This window comes from Xanthomonas sp. LMG 8993 (assembly GCF_009835065.2).
Lineage (GTDB): Bacteria > Pseudomonadota > Gammaproteobacteria > Xanthomonadales > Xanthomonadaceae > Xanthomonas > Xanthomonas arboricola.
Genome location: NZ_QVIF02000003.1, coordinates 1 through 13,792 on the forward strand (window position 1 = coordinate 1; position 13,792 = coordinate 13,792).

The following is a 13,792-nucleotide window of genomic DNA, read 5'->3' on the forward strand; positions in this document are numbered from 1 at the left end:
GCGGAGCGGACGGGACTCGAACCCGCGACCTCCGGCGTGACAGGCCAGCATTCTAACCAGCTGAACTACCGCTCCGCTTTAAACTTGGACTGCTGCTTCTCCACCATTTCCGCAATGCGAATCCGGTGGAGAAAACGAAGCCCCCAATCGCTCAGGGGCTTCGGTATAACTGGCGGAGCGGACGGGACTCGAACCCGCGACCTCCGGCGTGACAGGCCAGCATTCTAACCAGCTGAACTACCGCTCCGCGCTTGAAACATTTGCCTGGTGCTTAATGGTGGGTGCTGAGGGTTTCGAACCCCCGACCCTCTCCGTGTAAGGGAGACGCTCTACCGCTGAGCTAAGCACCCTAGCGAGTCGATTAGTTTACTGCATCCTTCAGGGCTTTGCCAGCCTTGAATGCAGGATTCTTCGAAGCAGCGATCTTGATGCTGTCGCCGGTCTTCGGATTGCGGCCGGTACGCTCAGCGCGCGCGCGGACCTGGAAGGTGCCGAAGCCGACGAGGGTGACGGCATCGCCCTTCTTCAGCGCCTTGGTGATTTCGCTCACAACCGCGTCAACAGCACGGCCGGCCTCAGCCTTGGAGATGTCAGCGGCAGCGGCAACGCCATCGATCAATTCGGTTTTATTCATTCTTGAAACTCCCTTTGCGGCAGATGCCGCGGAATCGACAATCGGCGCTCTTGCCGTTAGCGAAGAACCCGACACAAGTGGTATCGCATGACGCATCACAATTTGCCGCGCCCACGAGTCGTGCATTTATACCAGCGCCCCCAACCGCACGCAAGCCAAAACCCAATAACGACGCGGGTTTTGGCTTGTTTTGCCTGGGTTTAGACAAGCGGTTTTAGTGCTTGACGCGGGTACCGGGAGTAGTACGCGATTTGCCGCGGACCGCAACCCGCGAAGCCGTCTTGCGGGCCTTTTCCTTGCCCGCCTTCTTCGGTGCCAACGGACGTTCCAACGCGAGATCCAGCACTTCGTCGATCCACTTGACCGGCACGATCTTCAGATCGCGCGTGACGTTGGCCGGGATGTCAGCAAGATCCTTGCGGTTCTCGTCGGGGATCAGCACGGTGCGGATGCCACCGCGCAACGCTGCCAACAACTTCTCCTTCAGGCCGCCGATCGCCGACACGCGACCACGCAAGGTGATCTCGCCGGTCATCGCCACATCGGCGCGGATCGGCACCTTGGTCAACACCGACACCAGCGAGGTCACCATCGCGATACCGGCGCTCGGGCCATCCTTCGGTGTCGCGCCATCGGGCACATGCACGTGCACGTCCTGCTTCTGCAGGAAATCCACGTCGATGCCGAGTCGCTCGGCGCGCGAACGCACCACCGACAAGGCGGCCGATGCCGATTCCTTCATGACGTTGCCGAGCTGACCGGTCAGGATCAGGTTGCCCTTGCCCGGCACCAGCGTGGATTCGACCTGCAGCAGCTCGCCGCCGACTTCGGTCCAGGCCAAGCCGGTGACCAGGCCGATTTCGTTCTCTTCTTCGGCACGGCCGAAATCGAAGCGACGCACGCCCAGATACTTGTCGAGGTTCTTCGCGTTGACCGTGACCAGGGCCTTGGGCTTGCCCTTCTTGGCGACCACCTTCTTGGCATCCGGCTGCGGGCCGGCAAGCGCGATTTCCTTGACCACCTTGCGGCAGATCTTGGCGACTTCGCGCTCGAGGTTACGCACGCCCGATTCGCGCGTGTAGTAACGCACGATGTCCTGGATCGCATCGCTGCCGATCTCGATCTCTTCCGGCTTCAGGCCGTTGGCCTTGATCTGCTTGGGCACCAGGTAACGCATGGCGATGTTGAGCTTCTCATCCTCGGTGTAGCCGGGGATGCGGATGACTTCCATGCGGTCCAGCAACGGACCGGGAATGTTGAGCGAGTTGGAGGTAGCGACGAACATCACCTCCGACAGGTCCAGGTCCACTTCCAGGTAGTGGTCGTTGAAGGAGTTGTTCTGCTCCGGATCGAGCACCTCCAGCAGCGCCGAGGACGGGTCGCCACGGAAGTCCATCGACATCTTGTCGATCTCGTCCAACAGGAACAGCGGGTTCTTGCTGCCGACCTTGTTGAGGTTCTGCACCAGGCGGCCGGGCATCGAACCGACATAGGTCCGGCGATGGCCACGGATCTCGGCCTCGTCGCGGATACCGCCCAGGCTCATGCGCACGAACTTGCGGTTGGTCGCCTTGGCGATCGACTGCCCGAGCGAGGTCTTGCCCACGCCCGGCGGCCCGACCAGGCACAGGATCGGGCCCTTCATCTGCTTCACGCGCGACTGCACCGCCAGATACTCGAGGATGCGTTCCTTGACCTTGTCCAGGCCGTAGTGATCGGCGTCCAGGGTGTCCTCTGCGACCTTCAGATCCTTGCGGACCTTGGTGCGCTTCTTCCACGGCACGCCCAGCAGCCAGTCCAGATAGTTGCGCACCACGGCCGCCTCGGCGGACATCGGCGACATTTGCTTGAGCTTGTTGAGCTCGGCCTTGGCCTTGGTCTCGACCGGCTTGGGCATGCCCGCCTCGGCGATCTTGCGCGCCAGCTCCTCCAGCTCGTCCGGCGCATCGTCCAGATCGCCCAGCTCCTTCTGGATCGCCTTCATCTGCTCGTTGAGGTAGTACTCGCGCTGGCTCTTTTCCATCTGCGACTTGACGCGGCCGCGGATGCGCTTTTCCAGCTGCTGCACATCGATCTCGCCGTCCACCAGCCCGACCAGCAGCTCCAGCCGCTCGCCGATCTCGGTGATTTCCAGCAGGCGCTGCTTGTCGGCCAGGCGCACGCCAATGTGCGCGGCGATGGTGTCGGCCAGACGCCCCGGCTCGTCGATGCCGGCCAGGGTCTGCAGCAGCTCCGGCGGCAGCTTGCGGTTGGTCTTGACGTACTGCTCGAACAGCGACATCAGCGAACGCGCGATGGCCTCCACTTCGCGCGGCTCGCGCGCGTCGCTGGCTTCGATCTCGATGCCCTGGCCCTGCAGTGCGCCATCCAGCTCGACGACCTTGTCGACGGTGACCCGTGACAGACCTTCGACCAGCACCTTGATGGTGCCGTCGGGCAGCTTGAGCAGCTGCAGCACCTGCGCGAGCGTGCCGACGGTATAGAGGTCGCTGGCGGTCGGGTCGTCGGTTTCGGCCGACTTCTGCGCAACTAGCAGGATGCGCTTGTCCGCCTCCATGGCTTTTTCCAGCGCGCGCATCGACTTGTCACGGCCGACGAACAGTGGAATCACCATGTGCGGAAACACCACCACGTCGCGCAGCGGCAACACCGGCAGATCGAGAACTTCTGGTTGGGACTGGGCCATGGGGCGCTCCGCAGGAATGGGGTTTTGGGGCGTAAAAAAAGCCGATGGCCCCGTTATGGGGCCATCGGCCAGGTGTTGCAAGTAGCGTTCGGAAACCCTTTATCCGCGAGCGAGGCCGGGGCCCGGCGCGACGGCATCCAGGCCTCAGTCGCCGGACGCGGCCTTGGCCGGCGCCGGTTGCGCCTGGTAGATCAGATACGGCTCGGATTTGTGCTCGATCACCGACTCGTCCACCACGACCTTGCTGACATTTTCCTGCGAGGGCAGCTCGTACATCGTGTCCAGCAGCACCGATTCGACGATGGTGCGCAGACCACGCGCGCCGGTCTTGCGCTTGAGCGCCTTCTTGGCGATCGCCGACAGCGCATCGGGGCGGAACTCCAGCTCCACGCCTTCCATGTCGAACAGCTTCTTGAACTGCTTGGTGATGGCGTTCTTGGGCTCGGTCAGGATCTTGATCAGCGCCGGCTCGTCCAGTTCCTCGAGCGTGGCGACCACCGGCAGGCGGCCGACGAACTCGGGGATCAGGCCAAACTTGATCAGATCTTCCGGCTCGACCTCGGCCAGGATCTTGCCAACCTCCTGCTTGCGCTCACTGCTCTTGACCTTGGCACCGAAGCCGATGCCGCCGGCATCGTTGGAACGCTGCTGGATCACCTTGTCCAGCCCGGCGAACGCGCCGCCGCAGATGAACAGGATGTTCTTGGTGTCGACCTGCAGGAATTCCTGCTGCGGATGCTTGCGACCGCCCTGCGGCGGCACCGAAGCCACCGTGCCTTCGATCAGCTTCAGCAGCGCCTGCTGCACGCCTTCGCCGGACACGTCACGGGTAATCGACGGGTTCTCGCTCTTGCGCGAGATCTTGTCGATTTCGTCGATGTAGACGATGCCCTGCTGGGCCTTCTCGACGTCGTAATCGCACTTCTGCAGCAGCTTCTGGATGATGTTTTCCACGTCCTCGCCGACATAGCCGGCTTCGGTCAGCGTGGTGGCATCGGCGATCGTGAACGGCACATTGAGCAGGCGCGCCAGCGTTTCGGCCAGCAGCGTCTTGCCCGAGCCGGTCGGACCGACCAGCAGGATGTTGGATTTCGCCAGCTCGACGTCATCGTTCTTGCTGCGGCTCTCGATACGCTTGTAGTGGTTGTACACCGCCACGGCGAGCGTGCGCTTGGCGCGCAACTGCCCGATCACGTATTGATCCAGCACCTCGAGAATCTCGCGCGGCTTGGGCAGACTGGAGCGTGCCGACTGCGCCTTCTCTTCGAGTTCCTCGCGGATGATGTCGTTGCACAGCTCAACGCACTCATCGCAGATGAATACGCTGGGACCGGCAATCAGCTTGCGGACTTCATGCTGACTCTTACCGCAGAACGAGCAGTAGAGAATCTTGTTGCTGTCGCCGGAACGACCTTGGCGGTCTTCGCTCATGCTTCTGTTACCCAGTTACCCCACCCGATGCACGGGGGTTCGATTTCGAGAATAGCACAGGGTCGGGAGGACATCCGCCCAGCCCGACCCTGCCAGTTTTTCCTGCAATTTCAGCAATCTGGCGATCAAGACGGCTGGATCGACTCTTCCGGACGGCGTTCCAGCACCTGGTCAACCAGGCCATAGGCCTGCGCATCGACCGCGCTCTTGAAGTTATCGCGCTCGGTATCGCGCGCAATCGTCTCCAGGGATTGGCCGGTATGCTTGGCCAGGATCTCATTCAGACGCGAACGCAGGGTCAGGATCTCACGCGCATGGATGTCGATATCAGTGGCCTGGCCCTGGAAGCCGCCCAGCGGCTGGTGGATCATCACGCGCGAGTTCGGCAGCGCATAGCGCTTGCCGGCCGCACCCGATGCCAGCAACAGCGCGCCCATCGAGGCGGCCTGGCCGACGCAGATGGTGCTCACGTCCGGCTTGATGTACTGCATGGTGTCGTAGATCGCCATGCCGGCGGTGACCACGCCGCCCGGCGAATTGATGTAGATGCTGATGTCCTTTTCCGGGTTGTCCGCTTCCAGGAACAACAGCTGGGCCACGATCACGTTGGCCATGTGGTCGTCGATCGGACCGACCAGGAAGATCAGACGCTCCTTCAGCAGACGCGAGTAGATGTCATACGCACGCTCGCCGCGGCTGGTCTGTTCGACCACCATCGGCACCAGGTTCAGGGCTTTGGTCACAATGCTCATCAGTCTTCCTGTAGTGGCAGCGGCTTGCGCCGATGCCCGGGTTTGACATCCGCATCCCAGCCATCGGGATGCGGGTTGGTGTCACGCGGTCGCTTACCTTAGACCCGAATGGCGTCCTGGAACGACAGCGACTGCTCGGTGTGCTGGGCGCGCTCGGCGATCCAGTCGATCACCTGCTCTTCCATGACACGGCTCTGCAGTCCACTCATCAGTTGGGGGTCGTTGCGGTACATCTCAATGACCTGCTCCGGCTCTTCGTAGGTCGAAGCGATCAGACGCAGCGTTTCGCTGACGCGCTTGGATTCCAGGCGCAGCTCGTTGCGACGGGCCACCTCGCCCACCAGCAGACCGACCAGCACGCGCTTGGCAGCCGCGTCCATGAAACCCTGATGGGCATCGGCCGGAATCTCGCCCGGGTTGCGGCCGCTGCGGCGGACCTGCTCGACCTGCTGCGCCAGCATCGAACGGGCTTCGTTCTCGACCAGACGCGGCGGCATTTCCACGTGCGCATAGGCGGCGATCAGCTGCTCGCCCACTTCGCGACGCAGGCGGTTCATCAGCGCGCCCTTGAGCTCGCGCTCCAGGTTGGTGCGGATGTCGGCGCGGAACTGCTCGGCATCGCCACTCTTCACGCCGAAGCTCTTAATGAACTCCTTGTCCACCACCGGCAGCACCGGCTCGGAGACCTCGACCGCCTTGACGTGCACCTGCACGGTCTTGCCGGCCAGCTGCGGCACGCGCCATTCGGCCGGGAAGTCGATGGTCAGGGTCTTGTCTTCGCCCTTGGCCAGGCCTTCCAGGCCCTTTTCGATCTGGTCGAACATCACGCCCGAGCCCAGCACGCTGCTGCCGGTCTCCACGCCTTCGGCGGGCAGACGCTCGTCGCCGGCCTGCGACCAGGTCTCCAGTGCCACCAGGTCACCGACCTGCGCGCCGCGCTCGACCGGGTTCCAGGTGCGGCGCTGCAGACGCAGGTTCTCGATCATCTGATCGATGTCGGCATCGGTCACTTCGGCGGTATGACGCACCACCGACAGCTTGGCCACGTCGATATCACCGAAATCCGGCACCACTTCGAAGGTGGCCACGAAGTCGAAATCGCTCTCGCCCTGGTCGATACGCGGGTTGCCGGCCAGACGCAGCGAATGCTCGCGCACCGCCGAATCGAAGGTCTCACGCAGCAGGCCTTCCATCGCCTCGGCACGCACCTGCTGACCGAAGCGCTGCTCGATGACCTTGGTGGGTACCTTGCCCGGGCGGAAACCCTTGATGCGCGTGGTCCGCGCAAGTTCGCGCAGGCGGCCACCGACATGCGTCTCCAGGCGCTCCTGCGGCAGGGTGAAGGTCAGGCGGCGTTCCAGATTGCCGGTGGATTCGATCGATGCTTGCATGTTGACTCCTGCCACCGACTGCACAAGCGTCGGCACGAGATGGAAGATGCGGGTTGACGGATGGCGAGAAAGCCGCCGAGCCTTGTAGTTTCGCCGATAACGGCGGCCGCTGCCAGCGGAATACGCGTCACTGCGCCGCGCAATGGAAAGCCCCCAGGCCTGCGGCGGGAAGCGGCCGGAACACGCACGGCCGCACTGCATTGGTGCGAAAGGGGGGACTCGAACCCCCACGCCTTGCGGCGTCAGAACCTAAATCTGGTGCGTCTACCAATTCCGCCACTTTCGCGATGCTGCCAGCCCGGCCATTGTTGCAGGGATGCCGGGAAAGAAAAAGCATCGCGAGGGCGATGCGGCTGGTAGAAACAGGAGCCGGCTTGCGTGCCCGCCGCCCGCACGGGCAGCACGATGCAAGGCGGCCCTGAATCCGACACACTAAAGGTAAATGCATTCATCATGCCACCCGGCCCAGCGGCGTACCTTCCGCCCCGCTAGCGCTGGGTAAAGCCTAGGTTCGCTAAAATTCCGTTAACACCAGTAGAGGCAGTCATCGCGATGAGAGATCGGTATCGGCAGATCGTGGCCCTGTCCCGCGACTGCATCAAGGAGATCGACCTCGATGGGCGGATTACGGCCATCAACGTCAATGGCCTGACCGAGCTTGGCGCCAGTCATCAGGATCAACTGATCGCGCGGAAGTGGCGCGACCTGTGGCCAGCGGAGGCAGCCGGGCTGGTGGATGCGGCCATCGCCGGCTCCCGTGCCGGTTCGATCCAGGAATTCGAGGCCGCCGGCGTGAACTTCGCCGGCGTGCGCCAGATCTGGCAGGTCGTCACCAGCCCGCTGTTCGATGCGCTTGGCAAGGTCGAAGCAATCCTGGCGGTGAGCAGGAACATTTCCGACCGCCGCGCGCTGGAGACCGCCTTTCGCACACTGGATTCGACCCTGGCCGCAGAGCGCGCGTTTTCCAGCGGCGTGCTGCGCCTGGCGCGCGCGCGCGAACATTCGCTGTCGAGCGAACTGCACAGTCTGCGCGACCTGCAAGAGCGCATCGAAGGCGACCTGGACATTGCGCGCGCCGCACAGAGCGCTGCCGAAAAGATTTCCGAGCAGGCGCAAAAGGGCGAAGCGGTAGGACAACTGCTGGCCGGCGTGGTGCACGATTTGAACAACGTGCTGCAGGCGGCAACCTCGGCCATCGAACTGGTGGTACAGCGCGCCAGGATCGATGCGCACGATGCCAAGCTGTTGAGCGTGGCCGACGCGGCGCTTCAACATGGCTCGGTCATGGCACAGCGCCTGGTCGGGTTTTCGCGGCAATATCCGTACAGCCCGGAATCGGTGGACCTGGCGGCCTTGACCGAACAGCTCGGCCCCCTGCTCGAACAGGTGGTCGGCGCGGATCTGCAATTGCAGCTGCGCACCACCGAAGGTGGATGCTGCGCGATGGTCGATCGCCATACGGTGGAACGCGCCATCTTGAACCTGGTGATCAACTCCCGCGATGCCTGCCAGGGTGGCGGCGTCATTCGCGTGGAGACCGGCGACGCCGTGGTCGCTGAAGAACAGGCCAGCCTGGCCAGGCCGGCCGGGCGCTACGTCACCATCGCCGTGGCCGATAACGGGCATGGCATGGATGCGCACGTGCAGGCGCACCTGTTCGAAGCGTATTTCACCACCAAGGATGCCGACAAAGGCGCGGGCCTGGGGCTGGCGCAGGTGTACAGCTCGGTCCGTCAGGCAGGTGGCTTTGTCGAAGTGACATCGGCCCCCGGCCAGGGCGCATGCTTTACGCTGGCGTTCCCACGCATGCAGCAGAGCGCGGCGCCCGCGCCCGCCGCAGCGCCGTAAGCGACCACGGCTGCAGTTGCCCATCGCCGATCCGGCGTAGCGCATCGCTTCGGGGCGTCAGCGCCATCCAGGGCAGCAAAGAACCTCTTCCTGCGTGTGCCGATGGACGTTGCCTGGCGGCCCGTCACCTCGCGCGAGGCGACACTGCCAGGCGCGACCACATCAGCCAGACAAGCACGGCGCAGGCGCCACCTGCCGCCAGACCACACTGCAGCAGCGTCAGCATGACCGTGCGGTCGGACATCATCGACCAGCCGCCGATGATCGCCAGCAGCAGCACGATCACCCCGGTCGAGAGCAGACCGCTCATCGCACCGGTGCCAACGTGGACCAGCAGGTTGGGCCGGCGCCCACGGTACCGCCAGGCACAGATGCGCACACACAGCCATCCCGCCGCGGCGCAGGCAATCACCAGCAACACCAGGCCGTAGGACCAGGCAACGATCAACAACGCGGTCAGCAGGTCGAACCGGGTCAACAGCACCAGGCCCAGCAGCCCGCCGAGCGGAGGACCGACGATCGCGAAGACGCCAACCTGGCCCAGGATCGAATGCCGCAATGCTCCGGACACAGCAGGCCTCATGTGCGCTCGCTCGACCGGGCAGCGACGACCGGTGGCGATTGCGCACCTGACACAAGCCAGACATCGTGCCCGGCCGAGATCAGCACTGCGTTGCCGCGGCCGCCGACCGAGACGACAGCGAAGCAGCCGATTCCCTGCGTCATCTTTTCCTCAGCACAAAAAGAAAAGCACCTAGGCAGATGCCTAAGTGCTTTTGTTTGGTGGGCCGTCAAGGATTCGAACCTTGGACCTATTGATTAAGAGTCAACTGCTCTACCAACTGAGCTAACGGCCCTGAAACTGGTCGCACATTGTATGCGCGTTTTTGCGTCGTTGCAACACCCCGCGATGCATCGGGTCCAACTTTTCCTGCAATCAGTGGGGTGGCTGAGGGGACTCGAACCCCCGACATCTGGAATCACAATCCCGCCCCAGCCCGTAAGCATACAACGTTTTCTACCGTTTGTGACGCACCGGGTGACGTAAAGGTGACATCTGTGGCGTCACAGGTGACGCGCCAATTAATCGGGGCTATAGACCAAACGAACTTCTAGTGAAGAGGACGCAGTCCTCCAACTTCCTGCGCAAACATCCATCCCAGATTTGGGATATGATGAGTCTCAGCTATAGCGTGTCACTTAAAGCTCTCTTCCAGCTCTCTTAGAGGGGCGCTTCCAGTACCACTCTCCGGCCGTGCCGGTTTCTGCTGATCCACCAACACCTCCGCCTCCGGGCGGGGGCGTTTTTCGTTTGCCCATTCAATCTCAACTTCGGGACGCATTCCTAATATGCAATCAATCGCCCAGACGCTTCACGAACGCCAACTTCAGCTGGAAGCCGAGTCCACATCACTCGGCATCGCCCGATACGAAAAGGCGCGCGCCAATTCCGACGAGGCTGACACCGGTCCCGGAAAGAAGCTGGTCATGCAGGCCGTAGCAGCCACCGGACACGCCATCCGGGAGTTCGTCGAGAAGGCCAAATGCGGCGGCGGCGGTCGTAGACACACGGCAGTGAAGTGGCTGGAGCATCTCGACCCCGAAGGCTGCGCCTACCTGACCGCAGTGGTATGCGTGAACGCGCTGGCTGGCGAGCAGGCCAAGTTGACCGCCGTAGCACGTTCTGTCGGCTCTGCCATTGCACAGGACGTGAACTACAAGAAGCTCCGGGACAACCATGCTGGCCTCTACCGGGTGATCCAGCAGCAGCTTAAGAAGTCCACGTCAGCACACCACTCCACTGGAGTGATGAACCACGCCCTCGCCAAAACCGAGACCGACATGTTCGTGTTCACGCCAGACGAGGAAGCCCTGGTTGGGATGAAGCTAATCGACCTCTTCATTGAAGCTTCGGGCCTGGCCGAAATCATCCTGACCCGACCACGCAAGAATCAGACCGTCGCGATACTGCAGGGCACCGCAGCGATTCGCGAGTGGCTAGCCAAAGCCCACGAGAGCGCCTCGATGTTCCTGCCCGTGTGGATGCCCATGCTGGTCAAGCCCAAGGATTGGACGACGCCTCGCGACGGTGGCTACCTCACCGACATCGGCGGAAGAGCGGACCTCGTGCGCACGCGCAACCGTGCCTACAAGCGAGAGTTGGAACAGGCCGACATGCCCAACGTCTACCGGGCGGTCAACCTGATCCAGTCCACTCCGTGGAAGATCAACAAACCAATCCTGGAAGTGATGCAGGACGCTTGGGCAATGGGCGGCGGCTTCGCTGACCTGCCTGACCGAGACCTGGTGGAATTGCCCGAGCAACCGGCAATGCTGGTTAGTGACCCCGATTTCTACAAAGAGCACCACGCTGAGGAGTTCAAGGCGTGGAAGCGCAGCCGCGCGGAGGTCTATGAAGAGAACGCCCGCGGCACGTCCCGCCGATTGTCGGCGGCGCAGAAAATCGCCCTGGCGGTGAAGTTCAAGGATGAGGACGCGATCTACTTTCCGCACAACTTGGACTTCCGCGGACGTGTCTACCCGATCCCCTCGATTCTTACGCCACAAGGCGACGATCAGGCAAAGGCACTGTTGACGCTGGCCGAAGGCGTACCGCTCGGCGAGGACGGCGCATTCTGGCTGGCTATCCATGTCGCCAACTGTTTCGGCGTCGATAAGGTTGCCTTCTCGGAACGCGTGGCGTGGGTCAAAGCGAACGAGGAGATGATTCTCGACTCGGCCCTCAACCCGCTAGACGGCCAGCGCGCTTGGTCCAAAGCTGACTCACCCTTCTGCGCCCTCGCCGCTTGCTTCGAGTGGCTCGGCTACTCAATCAATGGCGACGAGCACGTGTCGCACCTTCCTATCGCCCTAGATGGCTCTTGCAACGGCCTGCAGAACTTCTCGGCCATGCTGCGAGACTCTATCGGCGGCGCGGCAACGAACCTGCTGCCGCAGCGCAAGCCTGCCGACATCTACACGGCCGTGATGAACGTGGCCGCGTTGCGCGTCAAGGCGGAAGCGGAGGCAGGAAACTCCTGCGCGATCTTCTGGGACGGCATGCTGACCCGCGGCATCGTCAAACAGCCAGTGATGACGCTTCCCTACGGCGTCACTAAGTCCGGCATGCGCGGCCAGGTGCAGGCCAACGCCAAAAAGGAGGGACTCTCTCCTTCCAACGAGCAGGCGGCTTACCTAGGCGACATCCTGTGGGATTGCATCGGCGAGGTCGTGGTGGCCGCGCGCCAGGCTATGGACTGGTTGAAAGAAGCATCCAAGGTCGCGTCGGCCTCCGACCTCCCCATCGCATGGACCACGCCGGCAGGCTTCCCGGTATTGCAGGAGTATCGAGAGGACCTTGGCAAGCGCGTCACGACGCACATTGGCGGCAAGCGAGTCGAATTAATCGTGGCTATGGACGGGAGCAAACTTGACCGCCGCCGCCAGGGTCTCGGCATCTCCCCTAACTTCGTTCACTCCTGCGATGCGAGTCACCTGATGCTGACCACCTGTCTCGCGTCAGACAACGGGATCACCAGCTTCGCGATGATCCACGACTCCTACGGAACGCATGCCGGAAACACCGGCATCCTCGCCGCCTCGTTGCGCCACGCTTTCATTGAGCAATACGAGGGCGACGTGCTGGGCAACTTCAGAACCGAACTGGCCGAGCAACTTCCGGTGGAGGTGGCTTCTGACCTACCGGAGATTCCCCCCTTCGGCGACCTGGACCTCTCCGCAGTGTTGGAGAGCAGCTATTTCTTTGCCTAATGCATCCCACATCTGGGATTACTCCCGAAAAAGGAACAATCTATGAGCATCAATTTCAACGCAACTCTCGGTACCTACGTCGCGCTGGACGCCTACGGCCAGGTTCTCGCGATCTACAGCCCATCCACTCACGGGACGGTCGAAGAGTTCCGCAACGAGATGGGCCGGGCCGAGTGATCGAGCCGCGTCTCCGCTCGCACGTACTGCACTCCCGAAGCGCGCACGCGGCCTCACGCGGCGCCTTCGCAGCCCTGAGCGGCGTGCAGATGGTCGAGCACCCCGCAGACCAGCTCATCGGGCTTGCCTGCGCTTTCCGATTCACCGCCGAGGAGTGCGGGTACGACCCGCTTTCCCTTTTGGCACTTACCGAACGCATGGAAGCGGACTGCCGCTTCCGTGAACTCAACACCCTGTCGGCCGTCCGCAAGTACGCCCAGGAAGAACTGGCGAAGAAGCTCCCATGACACGCGAAATCGAACGGCTGCTGGAACAGGCCGCCCTGGAAAACGAGCTGTATGGAGCGACTTTCGCCTCCACCGAAGCCCGCCTAATCGAAGCCGGCTACCTCCCCGAAGACTCTGAATTCTATGACCCAGAAGAAAGCGAATAAACGATACGTGTCCCCGCCCGGCACCGCCATCTGGCCGCGGCTGAATGCCCCCGACACCAAGTACAACGCCGACGGCGAATTTTCCGCCAAGCTCGCGATGGACGAATCAGACGCCGACACCCAGGCGTTCATCAAAAAGCTGACAGCCATCCGCGACGAAGCGTTCGAGCAGTTCAAGTCCGAAAACCCGAAGCACAAGAAAGCCGCACTGGCGGACTTCTTCGCATCGGAAACGGATGACGAGGGTGACGAGACCGGCCGGGTGACCTTCAACTTCAAGATGAAGCACAAGATCAAGGCGAAGAAGACCGGCAAGGTCTACACCATGGTCCCGACCATCGTGAACGCCAAGAAGGAAGTGCTGAAAAATCCACCGAACATCGGTGGCGGCAGCATTCTCAAGGTGAGCTTCGAGGCCGTCCCCTACTTCGCGGCGGCGGACAAGAAGTTCGGCATTTCGCTGCGCATGGTCGGCGTCCAGATCATCAAGCTGGTCGAGTTCGGCGGCGCCAGCCGTGCAGCCGACGACTTCGATGAGGAGGACGGCGACGATATCGCTGACGGCGCAGATCGCCCGAGCGATGAAGACGACTCCGACGATTCGGATGACGATAGCGACGGAGATGATGGCGACGACGGCGACTACTAAGCCCTCGTCCCAGGTCACGA

Annotated in this window: 12 protein-coding genes and 5 tRNA genes; 6 read left to right on the forward strand and 11 right to left on the reverse strand. The window is 62.4% G+C overall.

Going from position 1 to position 13,792, the window contains the following annotated elements; genetic code table 11:
• Position 1: 1 nt before the first annotated feature.
• From DYQ94_RS06200 to DYQ94_RS06240, 9 genes are all read right to left on the reverse strand, one after another.
• A tRNA-Asp gene (locus DYQ94_RS06200) sits at positions 2 to 75 on the reverse strand.
• A 95-nt stretch (positions 76 to 170) separates the two neighbouring features.
• Positions 171 to 247: transfer RNA gene (locus DYQ94_RS06205), tRNA-Asp, on the reverse strand.
• A 28-nt stretch (positions 248 to 275) separates the two neighbouring features.
• Positions 276 to 350 (reverse strand) — tRNA-Val (locus DYQ94_RS06210).
• An 11-nt stretch (positions 351 to 361) separates the two neighbouring features.
• Positions 362 to 634, reverse strand: coding sequence for a non-specific DNA-binding protein Hbs (hbs, locus tag DYQ94_RS06215; RefSeq protein WP_024938423.1), 273 nt, complete (start codon positions 632 to 634; stop codon positions 362 to 364).
• Positions 635 to 848: 214 nt separating this feature from the next.
• Complete coding sequence (gene lon / locus DYQ94_RS06220) at positions 849 to 3,320, reverse strand: endopeptidase La (protein WP_160954652.1); 2,472 nt, start codon at positions 3,318 to 3,320, stop codon at positions 849 to 851.
• A gap of 144 nt (positions 3,321 to 3,464) precedes the next feature.
• On the reverse strand, positions 3,465 to 4,751 hold the full coding sequence (gene clpX, locus DYQ94_RS06225) for an ATP-dependent Clp protease ATP-binding subunit ClpX (RefSeq protein ID WP_003483788.1): 1,287 nt from the start codon (positions 4,749 to 4,751) through the stop codon (positions 3,465 to 3,467).
• 125 nt (positions 4,752 to 4,876) lie between these two features.
• Positions 4,877 to 5,503 carry an ATP-dependent Clp endopeptidase proteolytic subunit ClpP gene (gene clpP / locus DYQ94_RS06230; RefSeq protein ID WP_002806026.1) on the reverse strand — a complete coding sequence of 209 codons (627 nt, stop codon included), beginning with the start codon at positions 5,501 to 5,503 and terminating at the stop codon, positions 4,877 to 4,879.
• Between the two features lie 98 nt (positions 5,504 to 5,601).
• The gene (gene tig, locus DYQ94_RS06235) at positions 5,602 to 6,894 is read right to left on the reverse strand and encodes a trigger factor (RefSeq protein ID WP_024938422.1); all 1,293 of its coding nucleotides are present in this window, start codon (positions 6,892 to 6,894) and stop codon (positions 5,602 to 5,604) included.
• 201 nt (positions 6,895 to 7,095) lie between these two features.
• A tRNA-Leu gene (locus DYQ94_RS06240) sits at positions 7,096 to 7,180 on the reverse strand.
• A 266-nt stretch (positions 7,181 to 7,446) separates the two neighbouring features.
• On the opposite strand from DYQ94_RS06240, the gene DYQ94_RS06245 reads away from it, so the two are divergent.
• Positions 7,447 to 8,742: a sensor histidine kinase gene (locus DYQ94_RS06245; RefSeq protein ID WP_054590825.1), complete on the forward strand. Its 1,296-nt coding sequence runs from the start codon at positions 7,447 to 7,449 to the stop codon at positions 8,740 to 8,742.
• A 124-nt stretch (positions 8,743 to 8,866) separates the two neighbouring features.
• Here the strand turns inward: DYQ94_RS06245 and DYQ94_RS06250 are convergent, their stop codons facing one another.
• Together DYQ94_RS06250 and DYQ94_RS06255 are read right to left on the reverse strand one after the other, a co-directional pair.
• Complete coding sequence (locus tag DYQ94_RS06250; RefSeq protein ID WP_505414889.1) at positions 8,867 to 9,313, reverse strand: hypothetical protein; 447 nt, start codon at positions 9,311 to 9,313, stop codon at positions 8,867 to 8,869.
• A gap of 210 nt (positions 9,314 to 9,523) precedes the next feature.
• Positions 9,524 to 9,599: transfer RNA gene (locus tag DYQ94_RS06255), tRNA-Lys, on the reverse strand.
• A 493-nt stretch (positions 9,600 to 10,092) separates the two neighbouring features.
• Between DYQ94_RS06255 and DYQ94_RS06260 the strand changes: the two genes are divergently transcribed.
• Genes DYQ94_RS06260 through DYQ94_RS06280 form a run of 5 tightly spaced genes read left to right on the forward strand, consistent with a single transcriptional unit; the run spans position 10,093 to position 13,772 of the window.
• A complete protein-coding gene (locus DYQ94_RS06260; RefSeq protein ID WP_160954653.1) occupies positions 10,093 to 12,513 on the forward strand; it encodes a DNA-directed RNA polymerase in 2,421 nt (806 codons plus the stop codon).
• A 42-nt stretch (positions 12,514 to 12,555) separates the two neighbouring features.
• Positions 12,556 to 12,690 (forward strand): hypothetical protein, encoded by a 135-nt coding sequence (locus DYQ94_RS06265; RefSeq protein ID WP_255419549.1) that lies wholly within the window; start codon positions 12,556 to 12,558, stop codon positions 12,688 to 12,690.
• Complete coding sequence (locus DYQ94_RS06270; protein WP_042595017.1) at positions 12,687 to 12,977, forward strand: hypothetical protein; 291 nt, start codon at positions 12,687 to 12,689, stop codon at positions 12,975 to 12,977. Before DYQ94_RS06265 ends, DYQ94_RS06270 begins: the two co-directional genes overlap by 4 nt.
• Positions 12,974 to 13,123 carry a hypothetical protein gene (locus DYQ94_RS06275; RefSeq protein ID WP_155400841.1) on the forward strand — a complete coding sequence of 50 codons (150 nt, stop codon included), beginning with the start codon at positions 12,974 to 12,976 and terminating at the stop codon, positions 13,121 to 13,123. Before DYQ94_RS06270 ends, DYQ94_RS06275 begins: the two co-directional genes overlap by 4 nt.
• Positions 13,101 to 13,772: an ssDNA-binding protein gene (locus DYQ94_RS06280; protein WP_080953920.1), complete on the forward strand. Its 672-nt coding sequence runs from the start codon at positions 13,101 to 13,103 to the stop codon at positions 13,770 to 13,772. The genes DYQ94_RS06275 and DYQ94_RS06280 overlap by 23 nt, the downstream gene beginning before the upstream one ends.
• Positions 13,773 to 13,792 lie beyond the last annotated feature (20 nt).

Excerpts from the sequence above, each read along its gene's own strand:
- hbs (WP_024938423.1), bottom strand. The coding sequence starts at position 634 with ATGAATAAAACCGAATTGATCGATGGCGTTGCCGCTGCCGCTGACATC.
- lon (WP_160954652.1), bottom strand. The coding sequence starts at position 3,320 with ATGGCCCAGTCCCAACCAGAAGTTCTCGATCTGCCGGTGTTGCCGCTG.
- clpX (WP_003483788.1), bottom strand. The coding sequence starts at position 4,751 with ATGAGCGAAGACCGCCAAGGTCGTTCCGGCGACAGCAACAAGATTCTC.
- clpP (WP_002806026.1), bottom strand. The coding sequence starts at position 5,503 with ATGAGCATTGTGACCAAAGCCCTGAACCTGGTGCCGATGGTGGTCGAA.
- tig (WP_024938422.1), bottom strand. The coding sequence starts at position 6,894 with ATGCAAGCATCGATCGAATCCACCGGCAATCTGGAACGCCGCCTGACC.
- DYQ94_RS06245 (WP_054590825.1), top strand. The coding sequence starts at position 7,447 with ATGAGAGATCGGTATCGGCAGATCGTGGCCCTGTCCCGCGACTGCATC.
- DYQ94_RS06260 (WP_160954653.1), top strand. The coding sequence starts at position 10,093 with ATGCAATCAATCGCCCAGACGCTTCACGAACGCCAACTTCAGCTGGAA.
- DYQ94_RS06265 (WP_255419549.1), top strand. The coding sequence starts at position 12,556 with ATGAGCATCAATTTCAACGCAACTCTCGGTACCTACGTCGCGCTGGAC.
- DYQ94_RS06275 (WP_155400841.1), top strand. The coding sequence starts at position 12,974 with ATGACACGCGAAATCGAACGGCTGCTGGAACAGGCCGCCCTGGAAAAC.
- DYQ94_RS06280 (WP_080953920.1), top strand. The coding sequence starts at position 13,101 with ATGACCCAGAAGAAAGCGAATAAACGATACGTGTCCCCGCCCGGCACC.